General features: G+C 62.2%; 18 protein-coding genes. 11 read left to right on the top strand and 7 right to left on the bottom strand.

The window, feature by feature from the left end; all coding sequences use genetic code 11:
• The first annotated feature begins 1 nt into the window (after position 1).
• The 4 genes from B6S08_RS08810 to mdh all read left to right on the top strand — a co-directional run bounded on the left by B6S08_RS08810 (position 2) and on the right by mdh (position 3,124).
• On the top strand, positions 2-742 hold the full coding sequence (locus B6S08_RS08810; protein ID WP_094200340.1) for a lysine/arginine/ornithine ABC transporter substrate-binding protein: 741 nt from the start codon (positions 2-4) through the stop codon (positions 740-742).
• Positions 742-1,389 (top strand): arginine ABC transporter permease ArtQ, encoded by a 648-nt coding sequence (gene artQ, locus B6S08_RS08805; protein ID WP_094200339.1) that lies wholly within the window; start codon positions 742-744, stop codon positions 1,387-1,389. The genes B6S08_RS08810 and artQ overlap by 1 nt, the downstream gene beginning before the upstream one ends.
• A 1-nt stretch (position 1,390) precedes the next feature.
• On the top strand, positions 1,391-2,059 hold the full coding sequence (artM, locus tag B6S08_RS08800; RefSeq protein WP_206063608.1) for an arginine ABC transporter permease ArtM: 669 nt from the start codon (positions 1,391-1,393) through the stop codon (positions 2,057-2,059).
• 126 nt (positions 2,060-2,185) lie between these two features.
• Entirely contained in the window at positions 2,186-3,124 is a 939-nt protein-coding gene (gene mdh, locus B6S08_RS08795) for a malate dehydrogenase (protein WP_094200337.1), read from the top strand.
• Positions 3,125-3,200: 76 nt separating this feature from the next.
• On the opposite strand, the gene B6S08_RS08790 is transcribed toward mdh, so the two are convergent.
• The 6 genes from B6S08_RS08790 to B6S08_RS08765 form a co-directional block, all read right to left on the bottom strand.
• On the bottom strand, positions 3,201-3,935 hold the full coding sequence (locus B6S08_RS08790; protein ID WP_094200336.1) for an EAL domain-containing protein: 735 nt from the start codon (positions 3,933-3,935) through the stop codon (positions 3,201-3,203).
• A 69-nt stretch (positions 3,936-4,004) separates the two neighbouring features.
• A complete protein-coding gene (locus tag B6S08_RS08785; RefSeq protein WP_094200335.1) occupies positions 4,005-4,898 on the bottom strand; it encodes a hydroxymethylglutaryl-CoA lyase in 894 nt (297 codons plus the stop codon).
• The gene (locus tag B6S08_RS08780) at positions 4,891-6,858 is read right to left on the bottom strand and encodes an acetyl/propionyl/methylcrotonyl-CoA carboxylase subunit alpha (protein ID WP_094200334.1); all 1,968 of its coding nucleotides are present in this window, start codon (positions 6,856-6,858) and stop codon (positions 4,891-4,893) included. Before B6S08_RS08780 ends, B6S08_RS08785 begins: the two co-directional genes overlap by 8 nt.
• Positions 6,852-7,643, bottom strand: coding sequence for an enoyl-CoA hydratase-related protein (locus B6S08_RS08775; protein WP_094200333.1), 792 nt, complete (start codon positions 7,641-7,643; stop codon positions 6,852-6,854). The genes B6S08_RS08780 and B6S08_RS08775 overlap by 7 nt, the downstream gene beginning before the upstream one ends.
• A gap of 9 nt (positions 7,644-7,652) precedes the next feature.
• Entirely contained in the window at positions 7,653-9,257 is a 1,605-nt protein-coding gene (locus tag B6S08_RS08770) for a carboxyl transferase domain-containing protein (protein WP_094200332.1), read from the bottom strand.
• 9 nt (positions 9,258-9,266) lie between these two features.
• On the bottom strand, positions 9,267-10,430 hold the full coding sequence (locus B6S08_RS08765; RefSeq protein WP_094200331.1) for an isovaleryl-CoA dehydrogenase: 1,164 nt from the start codon (positions 10,428-10,430) through the stop codon (positions 9,267-9,269).
• A 111-nt stretch (positions 10,431-10,541) separates the two neighbouring features.
• On the opposite strand from B6S08_RS08765, the gene B6S08_RS08760 reads away from it, so the two are divergent.
• The 7 genes from B6S08_RS08760 (at position 10,542) to B6S08_RS08725 (ending at position 18,664) form a co-directional block, all read left to right on the top strand.
• Complete coding sequence (locus B6S08_RS08760) at positions 10,542-11,729, top strand: acetyl-CoA C-acyltransferase (RefSeq protein ID WP_094200330.1); 1,188 nt, start codon at positions 10,542-10,544, stop codon at positions 11,727-11,729.
• A gap of 8 nt (positions 11,730-11,737) precedes the next feature.
• Positions 11,738-13,231, top strand: a complete 1,494-nt coding sequence (locus B6S08_RS08755; protein ID WP_094200329.1) for a CoA-acylating methylmalonate-semialdehyde dehydrogenase — start codon at positions 11,738-11,740, stop codon at positions 13,229-13,231.
• Positions 13,232-13,666: 435 nt separating this feature from the next.
• The gene (locus tag B6S08_RS08750) at positions 13,667-14,818 is read left to right on the top strand and encodes an acyl-CoA dehydrogenase family protein (protein ID WP_094200328.1); all 1,152 of its coding nucleotides are present in this window, start codon (positions 13,667-13,669) and stop codon (positions 14,816-14,818) included.
• A gap of 276 nt (positions 14,819-15,094) precedes the next feature.
• Complete coding sequence (locus B6S08_RS08740; RefSeq protein ID WP_094200326.1) at positions 15,095-15,871, top strand: enoyl-CoA hydratase; 777 nt, start codon at positions 15,095-15,097, stop codon at positions 15,869-15,871.
• An 8-nt stretch (positions 15,872-15,879) separates the two neighbouring features.
• Positions 15,880-16,992 (top strand): enoyl-CoA hydratase/isomerase family protein, encoded by a 1,113-nt coding sequence (locus tag B6S08_RS08735; protein WP_094200325.1) that lies wholly within the window; start codon positions 15,880-15,882, stop codon positions 16,990-16,992.
• 10 nt (positions 16,993-17,002) lie between these two features.
• Positions 17,003-17,902, top strand: coding sequence for a 3-hydroxyisobutyrate dehydrogenase (mmsB, locus tag B6S08_RS08730; RefSeq protein ID WP_094200324.1), 900 nt, complete (start codon positions 17,003-17,005; stop codon positions 17,900-17,902).
• Complete coding sequence (locus tag B6S08_RS08725; protein WP_094200323.1) at positions 17,903-18,664, top strand: SDR family NAD(P)-dependent oxidoreductase; 762 nt, start codon at positions 17,903-17,905, stop codon at positions 18,662-18,664.
• A gap of 211 nt (positions 18,665-18,875) precedes the next feature.
• Here B6S08_RS08725 and B6S08_RS08720 read toward each other — a convergent pair whose 3' ends face one another.
• Entirely contained in the window at positions 18,876-20,519 is a 1,644-nt protein-coding gene (locus B6S08_RS08720; RefSeq protein WP_094200322.1) for an electron transfer flavoprotein-ubiquinone oxidoreductase, read from the bottom strand.
• Positions 20,520-20,574 lie beyond the last annotated feature (55 nt).

Below are 20,574 nucleotides of genomic sequence, written 5' to 3'. Positions count from 1 at the left end.
CATGAAAAAGACCCTGTTGTCCCTGGCCCTGCTGGCCGCCGCCGGCAGCACCGCCGCCCAGGCCGACGAAGTAAAGTTCGTGACCAACGCCGCCTATCCTCCCTTTGAATTCGTTGACGACAACAACGAAATGCAGGGGTTTGACATCGATCTGGCCAAGGCCCTGTGTGAAGTGGCAGAGCTTGAGTGCAGCTTTCACAATCAGGCCTTTGACAGCCTGATCCCCAGCCTCAAGTTCAAGCGCTATCATGCCGCCATCGCCGCCATGGACATTACTCCGGAGCGGGCCGAGCAGGTCGACTTCAGCGACATCTACTACGAGAACTCTGCGGTGTTTGTGGCACCCGCCGGCCAGTTCAATGCCATTGAGGCCCTCAAGGACAAAACCGTGGGCGTGCAGAACGGCACCTCGCACCAGAAGTACATTCAGGACAACCTTGAAAGCGATGGCCTGGATCCCCGTGCCTACCCGAGCGTGCAGGACGCCCTGCTGGATCTGACCAACGGCCGCATTGAAGCCGTGTTTGCCGACACCGCCGTGGTGGGTGACTGGCTGGCCAAGTCCGAAGGCTATGACGTCGTAGGCGAGGCGGTGACCGACGACAACTACTTTGGCACCGGCTTTGGCATTGCCGTCACCAAGGGCAACCAGGAACTGCTCGACAAGCTCAACCAGGGCCTGGCCGAACTTAAGGCCAACGGCACCTATGATCGGCTCTACGGCAAGTACTTCCCGCACTGATGATGACGCATCTGTTTAATGCCGGCCTGATGACCCTCGGGCTGGCATTGGTCTCGTTGGTGGTGGGCATGGTGCTGGCCATGCTGTTCTGCGGCGCGGAAATGAGCCGCTGGCGGCTGTTGCGGCTGCCGGCGTCCGCGCTCACTACCGTGCTGCGTGGCCTGCCGGAAATTCTGGTGGTGTTCTTTATCTATTTTGGCTCCACCCATTTGCTGTTTTTGCTGACCGGGGAATACATTGAATTCAGCCCGTTCTGGTGCGGGGTGACCGCACTGTCGTTGCTGTTTGCCGCCTATGGCGCCCAAACCCTGCGCGGGGCGCTCAATGCGGTGTCTCGCGGCCAGCGGCAGGCGGCCCTGGCACTGGGTTTGCCCCCCTTGTACAGCTTTTTTCGCATCGTGCTGCCCCAGGCCTGGCGCCATGCCCTGCCGGGGCTCGGCAACCAGTGGCTGGTGTTGCTGAAAGACACCGCGCTGGTGTCGTTGATTGGCGTGCATGATCTTATGCATCAGGCCAAGACCGCGGCGGCCAGTACCTATGAGCCCTTTACCTGGTATGCCTCGGCGGCGCTGATCTATTTGGCCATTACCCTGATCAGCCAGCAGGGCCTGAAACGACTGCAGGCGAGGGTGACCCGCTATGACTAAATTGCTCGATTACTCCCTTGCCTTGCTGGACGGCCTGCAGATCACCTTGCTGATCACCACCACCGGCCTGCTGCTGGGCCTGGTGATCGCCCTGTTGCTGACCTGGATCCTGGACAAGCGGGTACCGGTGCTGAACTGGCTGGCGGAAGGCTATTTGCTGCTGATCACCGGAACGCCCTTGCTGGTGCAGATCTTTCTGATCTACTACGGCCCGGCCCAGTTCGACAGCATCAAGCAAAGCTGGGCCTGGCAGTATCTGCGCGAGCCAATGTTCTGTGCCATTCTGGCCCTGGGCATGAATGCCGGCGCCTACACCTGCCGGTTGTTCAAGGGCGCACTGGACGCGGTGCCCAAGGGCGAAACCCTGGCCTGCCGCGCGCTCGGCATGAGCGAATGGCAGACCCTGAGTGTGAAGTTGCGCCACGCCATGCGCCGAGTGATTCCGGCCTATTCCAACGAGGTGGTGCTGGTGCTCAAGGGCAGTTCCCTGGCCAGCACCATCTCCATTATGGACATTATGGGCTTGGCCCAGCGCATCAACGGCCAGACCTACGACACCCTGACGGTATTCGGCGTGGCCGGAGTAATCTACCTGCTGATGAACAGCCTGTTGACCTGGCTGTTCCGGTTGCTGGAGCGGCGTGCGCTGGCGTTTCAGCAACAGGGATGAATGAGCCGGCTGGCTCACAGAACTGTTACATTTGATGGGCCTGGGCATTGTGTTTGCACGGCGGTTTCGCTATTTTGCATAGGCCTAGGAAACGTATAACTATTCAATAATAAACGGAGTTCAGCTATGAAAGTTGCCGTACTCGGAGCTGCCGGTGGTATCGGCCAGGCTCTCGCCCTGCTGTTGAAGAACAACCTGCCTGCCGGCTCTGAACTGAGCCTGTATGATATCGCTCCTGTCACTCCCGGCGTTGCTGCCGATCTGAGCCACATCCCCACCGCCGTAAGCGTGGTTGGTTTTGGTGGTGAAGATCCCACTCCGGCCCTGACCGGCGCCGACATCGTGCTGATCTCCGCCGGTGTGGCCCGCAAGCCGGGCATGGACCGTGCCGACCTGTTCAACGTGAACGCCGGCATCGTCAAGAACCTGATCGAAAAAGCCGCTGCCGCCTGCCCGCAGGCCTGCATCGGCATCATCACCAACCCGGTGAACACCACTGTACCGATTGCCGCCGAAGTACTGAAAAAGGCCGGTGTATACGACAAGAACAAGCTGTTCGGCATCACTACCCTGGACGTGATCCGCGCCGAGACTTTCGTGGCCGAAGCCAAGGGCCTGAACGTGTCTGAAGTCAAGGTTCCGGTTATCGGTGGCCACAGCGGTGTGACCATTCTGCCGCTGCTGTCCCAGGTGGAAGGCGCTTCCTTCTCCGACGAGGAAATCGAGAAGCTGACCTACCGCATTCAGAACGCCGGTACCGAAGTGGTTGAAGCCAAGGCCGGTGGCGGCTCCGCCACCCTGTCCATGGGTCAGGCTGCTTGCCGTTTCGCGCTGTCTCTGGTCAAGGCCATGCAGGGTGAAGCCAACGTGGTTGAGTGCACCTATGTAGACGGCGGCAGCGAGCACGCTGAATTCTTCGCCCAGCCGGTACTGCTCGGCAAGAACGGCGTGGAAAAAGTGCTGCCCTACGGTGACATCAGCGCCTTTGAACAGGCGGCAATGGACGGCATGCTGGAAACCCTGCGTGGCGACATTCAGAAAGGTGTGGAGTTCGTTAACCAGTAAGGTTGGCGGATTAAAACACTAAAAAGGGAGCTTCGGCTCCCTTTTTTATTCAGAGGACTGGGGCTGGGGACTCGAGTTAAACCTTAATGGTTTTAAACAGGGACCGGTAAAGAAAGCCCTGCACATAGTCGACCCCCAGTCGGCGGGCCACTTCCAGATCTTCCTGCCGCTCGACCCCTTCCAGTACTATGGGTTTGCCACAATTTCTGGCAAAGCGGCACAGGGCCAGCAGCAGCTGCTGACGCTGCTCCGACTGCCCGGGCTTCAGCCAGGAGCGATCCAGCTTCAGGTAATCCATATCCACCAGCAGCTCAAAGGACAGCATACTGTCGGGCGCGCCAATATCATCCAGCGCCAGCTTTAATCCCAGTCCGCGCAGGGCGTCGCTCATGCTGGCGCTGTACAGGGCATCGTTGGCGTCACTGTTTTCGATGATTTCTACCACCAGCCGGTCCCGATCTGCGAAGAGTTCCAGTAAAGGGTTGCGGGGATCCCGGCCGAACAGGGCAAAGGCATGAGGGTCCAGGTTCAGAAACAAGTCCCCCTGGCCGGGAGCTTGAGCAATTTGCAGCGACTTCATTTGATGCTCAACGCTGAACAGGCTGAGGTTATCGCTGTGCAGAGCCTCAAATACGCGATCCGGACGCAAGGTATCGCCGCTGGGGGTATAAAAGCGCGCCAAGGCTTCCCAGCCCATGATATCGCCACTGCTCAGTTCCACTATGGGTTGATACTCGGCACCAAAGCGACGGTGTTGCACCAGATCGTAAAGGGTGAAGTTGTCTATGTAATCCTGGGCTCGCTGGAGCATGAGGCTGTCATGAATATTCCATAGTGAGAGGCATTATCATTACGAGGTTTTCTGATGTCAATTGACTCCTTACTTGTTGGGGTGCCAGGCAAGGCCCGTTTTTGCCCCGTTCACCCGGCCCAGCCGCCGGCTGATCCAGCGGCCGGTGTGCACCAGCCGGTCAAGGTTTACGCCGGTTTCCAGGCCCAGGCCGTGCAGCAGATAGACCACGTCTTCGCTGGCCACATTGCCGGTGGCCCCTTTCGCATAGGGGCAACCTCCCAGGCCAGCCACCGAGCTGTCGATAATGCGCAGGCCCTGCTCCAGCACCGCATAAAGGTTGGCCAGGGCCTGGCCGTAGGTATCGTGAAAATGGGCCGCCAGCCGCGCCAGGGGGACTTCCTGGCGTACCGCAGACAACATGGCGATGGCCTTTTTCGGCGTGCCCGTGCCAATGGTATCGCCCAAAGAGATTTCATCGCAGCCCAGGCGGTACAGCGCGCCGGCAACCCGGGCCACGGCGGCGGGGGTAATGTCGCCTTCATAGGGGCAGCCCAGCACGGTGGAGACATAGCCGCGCACCCGCAGGCCGTGCTCGTGGGCCAGCTGCAGTACCGGGGTAAAGCGCTCAAGGCTTTGCGCTACCGAGCAGTTGATGTTTTTTCGGCAAAAGCTTTCGGAAGCGGCGGTAAACACTGCCACTTCATCGGCACCCGCGGCCAGCGCCGCTTCCAGGCCTTTAACATTGGGAGTCAGCGCCGAGTAAATAACCCCTTGCCGCCGGCGAATAGCGGTTAATACCTCACTGCCGTCCGCCATTTGCGGCACCCACTTGGGGGAGACAAAACTGGCGGCCTCGATATGCGTCAGGCCGCAGTCGGCCAGCCGTTCCACCAGCTCGATTTTGATATGGGTGGGCACTTGTACCGGCTCGTTCTGCAGGCCGTCCCGGGGGCCCATTTCCACCAGTCTGACGCTATCCATCATCGGCCTCCAGCCGTAGTAGCTCGTCTCCTTCACTCACCTGCTCCCCGGCGCGAAAGTGGATGGCCGCCACTTTGCCCGCCATGGGCGCGCGAATGGGATGCTCCATTTTCATGGCTTCCAGCACCAGCAGGGTCTGGCCTTCCGTTACCTGGTCGCCTTCGACCACCTTCAGTTCGTTCACCAGTCCGGGCATGGGGGCGGTGAGGCCGCCGCCGGCGCCGTGCTGGGTGCTGCCGGCTTCGTCATTCACTCTGTGCAGATCAAAGCGCTGACCCCGATAAAACAGCCAAAGCTGAGAGCCGTACCCGGCTATATACAGGCTGAGCCGGCGCTCATTCATGGTCACCCTTAGCTGCTCACCGGCCAACTCGCCCTGCAGATCAAACTCTTGTCCACTCACTTTTGCTCGCCAGCCGGACTCGGTGGCGGTCAGTGTGATTGCATCAATATCGCCGGCATAGTCCAGCCGCAGTGAGTGAATGGCGGGCTGGTTCAGCCGCCAGCCGGTGGCGGCAGCAAAGGGGGAGGTGCCACGTGGTGGCAGAAGCAGAGCATAAGCCAGTGCCCCCAGCGCCAGCACCTCGCCGCTGGCAAGAGTCGGCGCTGTAAACAGTCTGGATTCATGCTGCTCGATAAATTGAGTGTGCAGCTCTTCGTTGATAAAGGCCGAGTGACGGCACAGGCGGTGCAAAAAGCCGATATTGGTTTTCACCCCGCCGATTCGGTACTGCCCCAGTGCTTGTGCCAGCCCGGCCAGGGCGGCGTCACGGGTTTGATCATGCACGATCAGTTTGGCGATCAGCGGATCATAGTAAATGCCGACTTCGTCGCCCTCACGCACCCCTGTGTCGAGGCGCACTCGTTCCGAGGTAGCCGGCTCGCGCAGCACATGCAGGGTGCCGGCGGCGGGCAAAAAGCCGTGCTCGGCGTCTTCGGCGTAGATGCGGGCTTCTACCGCGTGTCCCCGAATGGTTACTTGCTCCTGAGTAAGTGGCAGGGGCTCGCCCGCCGCCACCCGCAACTGCCATTCCACCAGATCCAGTCCGGTGATCAGCTCGGTCACCGGGTGCTCCACCTGCAATCGAGTGTTCATCTCCATAAAGTAAAAGTGGCCGTCGTCGGTATAGAGAAACTCTACGGTGCCGGCGCCGCGATAGTCGATGGCCTGAGCGGCGCGCACCGCCGCTTCCCCCATGGCGGTGCGGGTGGCCGGGCTTAGTCCGGGGGCGGGGGCTTCTTCCAGAATTTTCTGATGGCGGCGCTGCACCGAGCAGTCCCGCTCCGAGAGGTAGAGGCCGTTGCCGTGAGCGTCGCAGAACACCTGCACTTCCACATGGCGGGCCGCGGGCAGGTAGCGCTCCAGCAGCATGGCGTCGTTGCCAAAGGCGGCCCTAGCCTCCCGCCGGGCGGCGGCCAGCGCCTCATCGAACTCGGCAGGGGTATGCACAACGCGCATGCCCTTGCCGCCGCCGCCGGCCACGGCTTTAAGCAACAGCGGGTAGCCGCAGGCAGCGGCCTCGGTTTTCAGCCGTTCATTGCTCTGCTCCTCGCCGTGATAACCGGGCACCAGGGGCACACCGGCAGACGCCATCAGCGCCTTGGCGGCGGCCTTGTCGCCCATGGCGGCAATGGCGGATGGAGGCGGCCCCACAAACACCAGGTTGGTGTCGGCACAGGCCTGCGCAAAGCCGGCATTTTCCGAGAGAAAGCCGTAGCCCGGATGCACCGCATCGGCACCGCAGGCGCCGGCAATCTCCAGCAGCGCCGCCTGATTAAGGTAACTCTTCGCCGCCGGTGCCGGGCCTATGCACCAGGCCTCGTCGGCCATGTCCACATGCAGGGCGTGGCGGTCGGCATCGGAATACACGGCCATGGTATGCAGCCCCAGCCGGCGCGCGGTGCGCAGCACTCGGCAGGCAATCTCGCCCCGGTTGGCCACCAGCAGTCTGGTCAGCATGAGTCGTCCTCCCAGTTCGGAGTGCGCTTGTCCAGAAAGGCGGCCAGCCCTTCCCGGGCTTCATCGGTGACGCGCAGGGCGGCCAGTCGCTGTGCGCTGTCAGTTACCAGCGCCTTGTTTACCGGCCGGCCGGCATAGTCCCGAATCAGCGCCTTGGCCGCGATCTGTGCTCGAGGGCCGCCCCGCAGCAGCGACTCAATCACGGGCGCGGCGGCCTGCTGCAAGGGCTGCGTAGTTACTTCATGCACCAGCCCCAGTCGTTCGGCGCGGATGGCATCTATGACCTCGGCACTCAGCATATAGCGCCGGGCCTGACGGGCGCCCAGCACCCGCAGCACATAGGGGGAGATGGTGGCGGGAATTAGCCCGAGGCGAGTCTCGCTCAGGCAAAAGCGGGCATCATCGGCGGCGACAACCACATCACAGGCGCATACCAGCCCCAGCGCCCCGCCGTAGGCCGCCCCCTGCACCAACGCAACAGTAGGGTGGGCAAAACGGTCCAGCCGCCACAGCAGCTCGGCCAGCCGGGCGGCATCGGCGCGGTTATGTTCCGGACTTAACCGGGCGGCCCGCTGCATCCAGCCCAGATCCGCCCCGGCGCAAAAGTGCTTGCCCTCTGCCCTGAGCACCAGCAGGCGCAGGGCCGGCTCGGCTTCGGCTTCATTCAGGCGAGCATGAAAGGCGGCTATGGTGGCTTCGTTAAGCGCATTGCGGCGCTCGGGGTTGTTCAGTGCCAGCTCCCATACTCCCCTGCCGGCGGGTTGCAGCAGCACGGGTTCGGACATTACGCCTCCTTACATGCGAAACACGCCGAAGCGGGTGGGGGATTGGGTGCGATTGCCTGCCAGCGCCAGGCTCATGGCCAACACGGCGCGGCTGTCTTTGGGATCAATGACGCCGTCGTCCCACAGCCGGGCGCTGGCATACCAAGGATGCCCCTGCTGCTCGTAACGCTCGATAATGGGGTCTTTAAAGGCGGCCTCCTCTTCGGCGGACCAGTCCTTGCCGGCTTTTGCCAGGGCATCCCGGCGCACAGTGGCGAGAACATTGGCGGCCTGCTCGCCGCCCATCACCGAAATGCGGGCATTGGGCCAGCACCACAAAAAGTCGGGATCATAGGCCCGGCCGCACATGCCGTAGTTACCGGCGCCAAAGCTGCCGCCGATGATAAGTGTCACCTTGGGCACGCTGGCACAGGCCACCGCCGTCACCAGCTTGGCACCGTGCTTGGCAATGCCTTCGGCCTCGTATTTTTTGCCCACCATAAAACCGGTGATGTTCTGCAGAAACAGCAGGGGAATCTTTCGCTGGCAGCACAGCTCGATAAAGTGGGCCCCCTTTTGGGCCGATTCGCTGAACAGAATGCCGTTGTTGGCGATAATGCCCACCGGGTAGCCGTGCAGGTGCGCAAAGCCGGTGACCAGGGTGGGGCCATAGTCGCGCTTGAATTCGTCCAGCACAGAATCATCCACCAGCCGGGCGATCACCTCCCGCACTTCAAAGGGGGTGCGCAGACTGGTGCCGACAATGCCGTAGAGTTCATCAATGGCGTAGCGCGGAGGGCGAGGCTCGCGAGGCGGTGGCGGCACCGGTGCATGGTTGAGGTTGGCCACCAGCCGGCGGGCCTGGGCCAGCGCCTGGTGATCGTCATCGGCGGCATGATCCGCCACCCCGGACTGTTGTGTGTGCACGCCGGCACCGCCCAGCTCCTCGGCACTGACCACCTCGCCGGTGGCAGCCCTGACCAGAGGCGGACCACCGAGAAAAATGGTGGCCTGATTGCGCACCATAATGGACTCGTCCGCCATGGCCGGGACATAGGCGCCGCCGGCGGTACACAGGCCCATGACCACCGCCAGTTGTGGAATACCGGCGGCGGACATGCGTGCCTGATTAAAAAAAATGCGGCCAAAGTGCTCTCTGTCGGGAAAGACTTCATCCTGGCTGGGCAGGTGAGCGCCGCCGGAGTCCACCAGATACAGGCAGGGCAGGCGACAGCGTTCGGCAATGGCCTGGGCCCGCAGGTGTTTTTTTACCGTGAGTGGGTAATAGGTGCCGCCCTTGACCGTGGCGTCGTTGGCCACAATCATGCACTCCACCCCCTGCACCCGGCCAATGCCGGTGATGATGCCCGCCGCCGGCACCGGCTCGTCATACACGTTGAGCGCCGCCAGCTGCGACAGCTCCAGAAAGGGCGCGCCCTCATCCAGCAAGGCGGCAATGCGCTCCCGTGCCAGCAGTTTGCCTCTGGCCCGGTGGCGCTTTGTGCTTTCGGCCCCGCCGCCCTCGGCAATGGCGGCCACCTGTTCACGCAGGGCCGTCACCTCGGCGGCCATGGTGCTGTGGTTGGCAATAAACTCCGCTGAGGCCGGCTGTACCCGGCTGACAAACTGGGTCATAACGGCTCCTTAGGGTTCGCGCACCAGTTCCCGGCCGATCAGCATGCGCCGAATCTCCGAGGTGCCGGCACCGATTTCATAGAGCTTGGCGTCCCGCAGCAGGCGGCCGGCGGGGTACTCATTGATATAGCCGTTGCCGCCGAGCAGCTGAATGGCGTCGAGGGCGACCTGGGTGGCGGTTTCGGCGGCGAGCAGAATGACCCCGGCGGCGTCCTGACGGCTGAGCCTGCCTCTGTCAGCGGCCATGGCGGTCATGTAGGTATAACAGCGGGCGGCGTTCATGCGGGTATACATGTCGGCAAGCTTGCCCTGCACCAGCTGAAATTCGCCAATGGCCTGGCCAAACTGCTTGCGCTCGCGCACATAGGGCACCACCAGATCCATGGCCGCCGCCATAATGCCGAGCGGCCCGCCGGAGAGCACCAGCCGCTCGGTATCCAGGCCGCTCATCAGTACGCTCACGCCTTCATTCAGTGGCCCCAGCAGATTGGCGGCGGGCACCCGGCAGTCCTGAAACACCAGTTCGCAGGTGTTGGAGCCGCGCATGCCAAGCTTGTCGAGCTTCTGCGCCGTGGAAAACCCGGGGGTGCCGGCTTCCACAATAAAGGCGCTGATGCCCCTGGCCCCGGCCTGCGGATTGGTCTTGGCATACACCACAAACACTCGAGCATCCGGGCCGTTGGTGATCCACATCTTGTTACCGTTCAGCACAAAGTGATCGCCGTCTTGTCTGGCGCTGAGCTTCATGGCCACCACGTCGGAGCCGGCCCCGGGCTCGGACATGGCCAGGGCGCCGATATGTTCTCCGCTGAGCAGGGCGGGCAGGTATTTGTGTTGCTGCTCCTCACTGCCATGGCGGTGAATTTGATTCACACACAGATTGGAGTGGGCACCGTAAGACAGCCCCACCGAAGCCGAGGCCCGGCTGATCTCTTCCATGGCCAGTACATGAGCCAGATAGCCCATGTTCACGCCGCCCATTTCCTCTGACACGGTAATGCCAAACAGCCCCATGTCGCCCAGCCTGGGCCATAGCTCGGCAGGAAAGCGGTTGTCCCGGTCGATGGCCTCGGCCAGGGGGGCAATTTCCTTACCGGCAAAGGCGGCTACCTGCTCCCTGAGCAAGGTATGCATTCCGCCCAGATCAAGATCCAGGGTGGGGTAAGGGGCCATGTCACCTCCTGAGCGCCAGGCAAGCTGGGGTTCGTTTGAATGCATTAACTATAGTCAGCGGGAGCCAGCTAAGCTTTAACCGACAAAGGCATTTTCAGCAACGAGGCCAGCATGAGCACAGGAAATCAGATTGTGATTGTTGCCGCCGCCCGTACCCCCATGGGCGGACTGATGGGCGCGCTGGGTAATGAACCCGCCCACCGGCTGGGCTCCGTCGCCATTGGCGCCGCGCTGGCGCGAAGCGGAGTAAATGCCGGGCAAGTGGACGAGGTGGTGATGGGCTGTGTGCTGCCTGCCGGTCAGGGCCAGGCTCCGGCACGACAGGCAGCGCTGGGAGCGGGGCTGCCGGTGTCGGCGCCCTGCACTACGGTCAACAAGATGTGCGGCTCGGGCATGAAGGCGTTGATGCTGGCTTATGACCAGTTAATGGCGGGCTCCGCTTCGGTCATGGTGGCTGGCGGCATGGAGAGCATGAGCCTGGCCCCTTATCTGCTTCCCAAGGCCCGGGCCGGGTTGCGCCTGGGTCATGGTCAGTTGCAGGATCACATGTTTCTCGATGGTCTGGAAGATGCCTTCGAGGGCGACCTGATGGGCTGCTTTGCTCAGCGCACCGCCGACGATTTTGGTATCACCCGGCAACAAATGGATGACTTTGCCATCGCCTCATTGCATCGGGCGCAACGGGCCATTCTCGAGGGAGACTTTCGCGAGGAAATCGCCCCGGTCACCGTGGCTGGGCGCAAAGGCAACACGCTGGTCGACACCGACGAGCAACCAGGCAATGCAGACCTGAAAAAAATACCCACCCTCAAACCCGCCTTTGCCAAAGACGGCACCGTGACCGCCGCCAACTCCAGCTCCATTTCCGACGGTGCCGCCGCTCTGATACTGACCACGAAAGACAAAGCGGAGGAACTGGGCCTGAAGCCGCTGGCTCGCGTGTTGGGCCATGCCACCCACGCACAATTGCCCGCCGAATTTACCCTGGCGCCCATCGGTGCCATTCAGAAGCTACTGAAGCAACAGGGCTGGAATGCGAAGGAAGTGGATCTATTTGAAATCAACGAGGCCTTTGCGGTGGTTACCCTGCTGGCCATGAAGGAGCTGGGCCTGGGGGCGGACAAGGTGAACGTTAACGGCGGTGCCTGTGCCCTCGGTCACCCCATCGGCGCCAGCGGCGCCCGCATTGTGGTAACCCTGCTCCATGCCCTGCGCCGGCGCGGGTTGAGCAAGGGTGTGGCGGCCCTGTGTATTGGCGGTGGCGAAGCCACGGCGCTGGCGATTGAACTGTGTGAATGAGGTGACCCATGGCCTATCAGGTTCCGCTGCTGATAAACGGCAGCATGGTGCAGAGCCAGACTCAAACCTGGTTGGAAGTAACCAACCCGGCCAGCCAGAAGCTGATTGCGCGTCTGCCCTGCGCCACCGACGACGAAGTTATCGAGGCGGTAGCGGCGGCGAAGGCCGCCTTTGCGCAGTGGCGGCGAGTGTCGGTGCCGGAGCGGGCCCGGCTGATGCTGCGCTACCAGGCCCTGCTCAAGGAACGGCATGACGAGCTGGCGCAGTTGCTCAGCCAGGACACGGGTAAAACCCTCGAAGATGCCAAAGGTGATGTCTGGCGGGGTATAGAAGTGGTGGAGCAGGCCGCCAATGTGAGCTCTCTGACCCTGGGGGAAACCCAGGCCGATGTGGCGTCCGGGGTGGACTGTTACAGCTTCAGCCAGCCCCTGGGGGTGTGCCTGGGCATCACTCCCTTTAATTTTCCGGCCATGATCCCGCTGTGGATGTTTCCCCTGGCCATCGCCTGTGGCAATACCTTTGTGCTGAAACCGTCCGAACAGGATCCCTTGGTGCCCATGGAGCTGGCCAAGCTGTTTCGAGAAGCGGGAGCGCCGGATGGCCTGCTCAATATTGTGCATGGCGGCGCCGAGGTGGTGGATCGGCTGCTGACCCATGATGATATTGCCGCCGTGTCTTTTGTGGGCTCGGTGGCGGTGGGCCGGCATGTGTATCGCACCGCCACCGACCGGTTAAAGCGAGCGCAGGTGTTTGCTGGCGCCAAAAACCACATGGTGGTGATGCCTGATGCCAACAAGCAGCAGGCCATCAACAATCTGGTGGGCGCGTCCGTGGGCGCCGCCGGCCAGCGCTGCATGGCCATTTCGGTGGGGGTGCTGGTGGGCGAGGCGCAGGCGTGGATTCCCGACATTAAAGAAGCACTGGCGAAAGTGCAGCCCGGTGCCTGGAATGACCCCGAGGCGGGCTATGGCCCGCTCATCAGCCAGGCCGCCAAAACCCGAGTGCTGGGGCTGATTGAGACGGGCAAGCAGGAAGGGGCCGACTGTTTGTTGGATGGAAGCCAGTGCTCCGTGAGTGGTCATCCTAACGGCAACTGGGTGGGGCCCACCCTGTTTGCCGGCGTCACCCCCACCATGCGCATTTACACCGAAGAAATCTTTGGTCCCGTGCTGTTGTTAATGACAGCCGACACCTTGAATGAGGCCATTGCCCTGGTCAACGCCAACCCTTACGGCAACGGCACTTCCATTTTTACCGCCTCGGGGGCGGCGGCGCGCAAATACCAGATGGACATACAGGTGGGGCAAGTGGGCATTAACGTACCCATTCCGGTACCGCTGCCGTTTTTCTCCTTTACCGGCTGGCGCGGCTCCTTTTACGGCGATCTGCACGCCTACGGTAAACAGGCGGTGCGCTTTTACACCGAAACCAAAACCGTGACCGCCCGCTGGTTCGACGACGATGTCGTGGCCGGCCCCAATCTGTCGATCCACCTCAAATGACGAATACGGCGGGAGACTGGCGGAGCGTCTGTTGTCTGCGAGTTCCGCCAAGCGATGAATCAGCAGGGTTACCTGCGCCGACACGCTGCGAGTACATCCATGTAGCGCTCGGCAAATGCCATCCCTGGCATTTGACGGTCGGCTCCGGCAATCCCTGCAGCTTCTTCGCTTCACGCCGGCGCCGCCTGATGAATGCCGTCAGGCAACTCGGCATTTTCCCGAAGGGCAAAGGGTGTCTGCTTCGCCGTACCCTCTGCGCAGGGCCGAGAATTGCTCCTGCATTTTCGGCATTCCCGCCATCCATGGCGGTCAGATGCGCAGCGGAGCCCCCATGGAAGGGTTTACGGCGTGTCGGCGAAGTAGTGCCCTTTGTCCGGAGGCGGGCAGGAACTTACAGTCAACTTTGCAGCTTTTGGTTGTCAGCCAGGAGGGCTCATGGATTTTGAACTGAATGAGGATCAGCGGGCCTTTGTGGCGCTGGCGGGAGACTTTGCCGACAAGGCGCTGGCGCCCCATGCGGCGCAGTGGGACAGAGAGCATCACTTTCCGGTGGACACCCTGCAACAGGCCGGCGAGCTGGGCTTTTGCGCGCTGTATACCCCAGAGGCCGCCGGTGGCCTGGGTCTGTCCCGGCTCGATGCCAGCCTTATTTTTGAACGGCTGGCCATGGGCTGCACCTCTACCACCGCCTTTCTCACCATTCACAATATGGTCACCTGGATGATTGCCAGCACCGCAGAAAAAGCGGTTTGGGAGCCGTGGCGGGAAGGCATGACCAGCGGCCGTTTGCTGGGCTCCTATTGCCTCACCGAACCCAATGCCGGCTCCGATGCGGCGTCCCTTAAAACCCAGGCGAAGAAGGTGGGTGAAGACTATGAACTGACCGGCAGCAAGATGTTTATTTCGGGGGCGGGCAGCACTCAGGTGCTGGTGGTGATGGCCCGCACCGGCGGTGAGGGTCCCGGCGGCATTTCCGCCTTTGCCCTGAATGCCGACAGCCCCGGCATTGAATACGGCCGGCCGGAAGACAAGATGGGCTGGAACAGTCAGCCCACCCGCAGTGTGACCTTTGACGGTGTGCGGGTGTCCGCCCGTCAGCTGCTGGGGCGGGAAGGAGAGGGCTTCAAGCTCGCCATGAAAGGGCTGGACGGTGGCCGTATCAATATCGCCAGCTGCTCGCTGGGCACGGCGCAACAGGCGCTGAACCTGGCGTGCAATTACCTGCAGGAGCGCAGTCAGTTTGGCCGCAAGCTGGCGGAGTTTCAGGCGCTGCAGTTCACCCTGGCCGACATGGCCACCGAGCTGACGGCGGCACGGCAGCTGGTGCGGCTGGCCGCCAGCCGGCTGGATGCCGGACATGCCGACGCCACTACCTATTGCGCCATGGCCAAACGTTTTGCCACCGACGTGGGTTTTAGAGTCTGCGATCGAGCGCTGCAGCTTTACGGCGGCTATGGCTACATTCGAGAGTACCCGCTGGAGCGCCATGTGCGCGATACCCGGGTGCACCGCATTCTGGAAGGCACCAACGAAATCATGAAACTGCTGATCGCCCGCCGGCTGCTGGGTGAAGGGGGAGAGCTTTGATAGAGCTAATAGACCTGATTGTTATTTTTTCCCTTAAGTTGGCGGCATTCGGCGTGCTCTTCCTCTTGATTTACTTGGTGGTAGGTAGCTCATTGGGGTGGCTATTTAAGACTATATTGGGCGAAGAAAACGCCGGATTTGGTGTTGGCTGCTTTGTTAGCTTATTGCTAGCGCTTTTCACATATGCATGGTTTTGGGGACCTTAAAATAATGTGTTAATGCCGAACAACTCCATGGTAATCAGCAGCACTATAGGATCATGCCCAAGGAGCAAAAATGACACAAAAAATCTGCTTCACAAAACAAGGACAGGTGGCACTGTTAACCATGAATAACCCGCCGGCGAATACCTGGACGGTGGACAGCCTCAACCGGCTGGCGACGTTGGTGGATGAGCTGAACGGTGACGACGACATTCGCAGCCTGGTGCTCACCGGTGAGGGCGAGAAGTTTTTCTGTGCCGGGGCCGAGCTCAGTGTGTTTGCCGATGGCGACAAGGGCAAGGCTCATGCCATGGCCCAGGCCTTTGGCCGGGCCTTTGAGGCGCTGAGCGAATTTCGCGGGCTGTCGGTGGCGGCCATTAACGGCTATGCCATGGGCGGCGGGCTGGAAGCGGCCCTGGCCTGTGATCTGCGCATTGCCGCCGCGCGGGCGGTGATGGGGCTGCCCGAGGCCCGGGTGGGGCTGCTGCCCTGTGCCGGCGGCACTCAGCTGCTGCCCCATCTGGTAGGAGAGGCCTGGGCCAAGCGGTTGATTTTATGCGGGGAGCGGCTGGGCGCCGACCAGGCGCAGGCCATCGGCCTGGTGGAAGAGGTGGTGTCCAATGGCGAGGTGCTGACCCGGGCCCTTGCCCTGGCCGAACGGGTTGAAGGGCAGAGCCCGGGCTCGGTGGCCGCCTGCAAACGGCTGATTCAGTCGGCTCGGCGGCGGCCGCTGAACGAAGGCCGCGTACGGGAGCGGGACGCCTTTATGGCGCTGTTCGATACCGAGGATCAGCGGGAAGGGGTAAATGCCTTTTTGAAAAAGCGTGAGCCCCAGTGGCGCAACCGTTAGGAGGTGGCATGAGTGTAATTTCAGGCAAGCAGCCCACTGCCGATGGCCGTTATATCGGTCGGCTGGTGCTGGATCGTGAAGCCCAGTTAAATGCGTTGAACCTGGACATGATTGACGCCATGACGGCGGTGTTGCGGGACTGGCGGCATGACGACAGTGTGGTGGCTGTGGTGCTGGAGGGGGCCGGGTCCCGGGCCTTTTGTGCCGGCGGGGACGTGGTGGGGCTGATCTCGGCCATCGCCACCGTGCGGGCCGGCTGCGGCGAACGTGAACTCGGCACCGTGCCCTCGGCGGCGGCGCGTTTTTTTGAGCGGGAATACCGGCTCGATCATCTGCTGCATACCTTTGGCAAGCCGGTGATCTGTGTGGGAGCCGGTGTTGTCATGGGCGGCGGCATGGGGCTGTTTATGGCGGCCAGCCAGCGCATGGTGACCGAACATAGCCGTCTGGCCATGCCCGAGGTGACCATAGCGCTCTACCCGGACGTGGGCGGCAGCTGGTTTCTCAACCGGCTGCCGCCGGGACTGGGGGAATTTATTGCCCTGACCGGCTGCTCCCTCAATGCCGCCGACAGCCTCTGGCTGGGCCTGGCCAACCGCTTTGTGGCCGAAGAGCGGCTGAATGAGCTGTGGCCCCGATTGCAGCGGGACAGCGGTGGCGCTGCAGAGGTAATAAGGGAGCTGGAAGCGGAATCGGCCGCACAGCTTGCCGGGCTCGATTCGCCCCTGCGCCGGCATCAGGATCTGATTCGAAAGCTGATGGACCAGGACAGCCTGGCCGATAAGGTTTCCGCCATACTGGAGGCTGACACACACGATGCCTGGTTTATTCGGGCTCAGCAAACCCTGGCGGCAGGCAGTCCCCTGGCCATGGCGGTGATCCACCGGCAACTGACCCGTTGCCGGTATTCGTCGCTGGCGCAGGTGTTTCAGGCCGAGCTGGATCTGTCGGTGCAGCTGTGTCGTTTTCGGGAGTTTGCCGAAGGGGTGCGTGCCAGGTTGATCGACAAGGACAACACTCCCGGCTGGACCTTTGCCAGCCTGAGTGAGGTCGAACCGGCGCTGCTGAACACCCTGTTCACTTCACCCTGGGGCCTTAGCCCGCTCGCGGATCTCAAATAGGAGGCACACTATGGCAACCATCGCATTTATCGGCCTCGGCAACATGGGAATCCCCATGACCGCCAATCTGGTCAGGGCCGGGCGCCGCGTGCAGGTATTTGATCTGCAGCCGGAAGCGGTCAGCCGGGCTGCGGCCCTTGGCGCCATTCCCGAGACCACGGCGGTGGCCGCGGTCAAGCACGCGACCGTGGTGATCTCCATGCTGCAAAGTGGTGAACAGGTGGCGGGGCTGTATGGCGGTGACGATGGTCTTTTTGGCCATCTGGCGCCGGGCGCCCTAGTGATCGACTGCTCGACGATAGAAGCCGAGATCGCACAACGCATGGCCAAGGTGGCCGCCGGTCATGGCCTGGATTTTGTGGATGCGCCCGTGTCCGGAGGCGTGGCCGGAGCCGAGGCCGGCACCCTGACCTTTATTGTGGGCGGCAGCGAGGATCAGTTTACCCGGGCCCGGCCCGTGCTGGCGCAAATGGGTAAAAAGGTGCTGCATGCCGGCCCTCACGGCGCCGGCCAGGTGGCCAAGGCCTGCAACAACCTGCTGCTGGCGGCGCAGATGGCGGCCAGCTGCGAGGCCCTTAACCTGGGGCTGAATCATGGCCTGGACGCGGCGGTGCTGTCGGAGATTATTCATCAGAGTTCGGGTAACAACTGGGTGATGGAGCACTACAATCCGGTGCCCGGCGTCATGGAAAAGGTCCCTGCCAGCCATGGCTATCAGGGCGGTTTTCAGGTCAACCTGATGTGCAAGGATCTCAACCTGGCCATGGGCCTGAGCCAGGGCAGCGGCTCGCCGGTGCCCATGGGCTCGGCCGCCCGGGCCCTGTTCAGTCTGCACCAGGTCGCGGGTCATGGTGGGCTCGACTTTTCCAGCCTGTTTCGGCTCTATCGCCAGCCCGAAGGAGATGCGTGAATGGACATCAAGAACAAGGTGGTGGTGATTACCGGTGCCGGTCGCGGCCTGGGCCGGGCCATGGCTCATCATCTGGCCCGGCAGGGGGCGGCACTGGCACTGATTGACACTCACGAGCGGGATCTGGCCAAAAGCGGCGAGATGGTGGCGGCCACCGGCGCTCGCGTGGCAGTACATCTGTGCGACGTGGCCAATGAGCAGCAGGTGACTGACAGCTTTGGCCATATCGTACGGGAGCTGGGAGGCCTGGATGTGCTGGTCAACAATGCCGGCCTGTTGCGCGATGCCCTGCTGGTCAAGCTGGAAGACGGCAAGGTCAGCCGCAGAATGAGCCTGGCAGACTGGCAGCAGGTGATGGACGTCAACCTGACCGGCAGCTTTCTCTGTGGTCGTGAGGCGGCGGCCATCATGGCCGAGCGCGGCGAAGGCGGGTTGATTGTCAACATTTCCTCGGTGGCTCGGGCCGGCAATGCGGGCCAGAGCAACTATGCCGCCAGCAAGGCCGGGGTGGCGGCGCTGGTGGTATGCTGGGCTGCCGAGCTGTGTCGTTTTGGCATTCGCGTGGCGGGCATAGCGCCCGGGATGATTGCCACCGAAATGACCGCCCAGATGAAGCCCGACGCCATGGAACGGATCACTCGGCGCATTCCGCAGGGGCGGTTGGCGGAGGTGGAGGAGCTGGTGCACAGCCTGCAATATGTGATTGAGAATGACTATTTTCACGGCCGCCTGCTGGAAATGGACGGTGGCTTGCGGTTGTAACACCGAATTTTGTGACCCGTGTCCCTCAGGGTAACACTAAAGTCTATCTTGTGAGCGCAGGGGGAAAGGCGTATTGTTTTTTGCAACGCACAGCAACGGAACGTGCCCCCTGCGTTAACAGAGCCAAACTACAATATAACCATAATACTGCCATACCCCTGAACGCATTGATCCCTTACGAGGGAGCACTGCATTCAGGGTTTTTTTTGCATTACATGCCCGAATAATTGGGCCCGCTGCCTCCTTCCGGTGGCACCCAGGTAATGTTCTGGGCCGGATCCTTGATGTCGCAGGTTTTGCAGTGCACACAGTTGGCGGCGTTAATGCGAAACACCGGCTTGCCCGCCTGCTGCACCACTTCATAGACGCCGGCGGGGCAGTAGCGCTGGGCCGGCTCATCAAAGCGGGGCAGGTTGTCCCGCAGCGGCAGGGCCCTGTCGGCCAGATGCAGGTGACAGGGCTGATCCTCGTCGTGGCCGGTACTGGCCAGGTGCACCGATGACATGCGATCAAAGGCCAGCACGCCATCGGCTTTCGGATAGGCGATGGAAGGGCAGGCCGCCGCCGGCTTCAGCGTGGCGTGATCCGGAATGGAGTCATGGGGGGCAAACGGCAGCCGGCCCCTTAGCAGTGTTTGGCTCAGCCAGTTCAGCGCGCCTCCGGCCCAGGGCCCGAATTTGTGCAGTGCGGGAACGAAGTGCCGGGCGCGCTGCAGCTCGGTTTGAAGCCAGCTTTCTTCCATCAGTTGCGTAAACTCCGTGAGCTTGTCGCCGCCACGGCCCGCCACCAGTGCCGGCAGCAGTGCTTCGGCGGCCAGCAGGCCCGACTTCATGGCGGTGTGAATGCCCTTGATGCGGGCGCCGTTAAGGGTGCCCGCATCGCAGCCCAGCAGCAGGGCGCCGGGCAGGATCATTTGCGGCAGGGAGTTGAGCCCGCCCTTGGTTAACGCCCGGGCCCCCCAGGCCTGGCGTTTGCCGCCCCACAAGTGCCGGGCCAGCAGCGGGTGATGCTTGAGCCTCTGGCATTCCTTGAATGGATCCAGGTGCGGATTGTCATAGTTGAGATCGACAATCATCCCCACCGCGGCCAGGCCGTCGTCGCCGTGATAGAGAAAAAAGCCACCGCCGTTTCGACCCAGCGGCCAGCCGCCACCGTGCACCACCAGCCCGGGATGATGGCGCTCCGGCGCCAGCCGCCACAATTCCTTGAAGCCGATGGCGTAATGCTGGGGATCCCTGCCTCGATCCAGGGCAAAGCGGTCAATCAGGGTCTTGCCGATATGGCCCCGACTGCCTTCGGCGAACAGGGTGTAGCGGGCGCGAAGCTCCATGCCCAGCACATGGCCGGCCTTGGGAATGCCGTTCGCCCCCACCCCCATGTCGCCGGTAAGCACGCCGCACACGGCACCCGCGTCGTCGAACAGCGCCTCACTGGCGGCAAAGCCGGGAAATACCGCCACGCCCAGGCCCTCCGCCTGCTTCGCCAGCCAGCGGCACAGTTTGCCCAGGCTGACGATATAGCTGCCGGTGTTATGCAGTGAAGCCGGCGTCATCCAGGCGGGTAGCTCCAGTCCGCCCTGAGGGCTGCTCAGCATGTAGAAATGCTCCTGAGTGACCGCTGTGGTGATCGGTGCACCCCGCTCTCGCCAGTCGGGAAACAGCTCGTTCAGGGCTTGAGTGTCAAGCAGGGCGCCGGAGAGCAGATGCGCGCCCACCTCGGCGCCCTTTTCCACCACGCATACGTTCAGCTCCAGCCCGGCCTGCTGCGCACGTTGCATCAGGCCGCAGGCCGCGGCCAGCCCCGCCGGACCGGCCCCCACGATGACCACATCAAACTCCATTGACTCCCGTTTCATGCCGCGTCTCCCGCTGCTTGCCATGGCTAAAGTATTGTATTGGCGGCGATATTTA

The organism is Oceanimonas doudoroffii, from assembly GCF_002242685.1.
In the GTDB taxonomy this organism is placed as follows: domain Bacteria; phylum Pseudomonadota; class Gammaproteobacteria; order Enterobacterales; family Aeromonadaceae; genus Oceanimonas; species Oceanimonas doudoroffii.
Note: the sequence above shows the minus strand (reverse complement) of the source record. Positions and strands in the feature narration are given on the sequence as shown.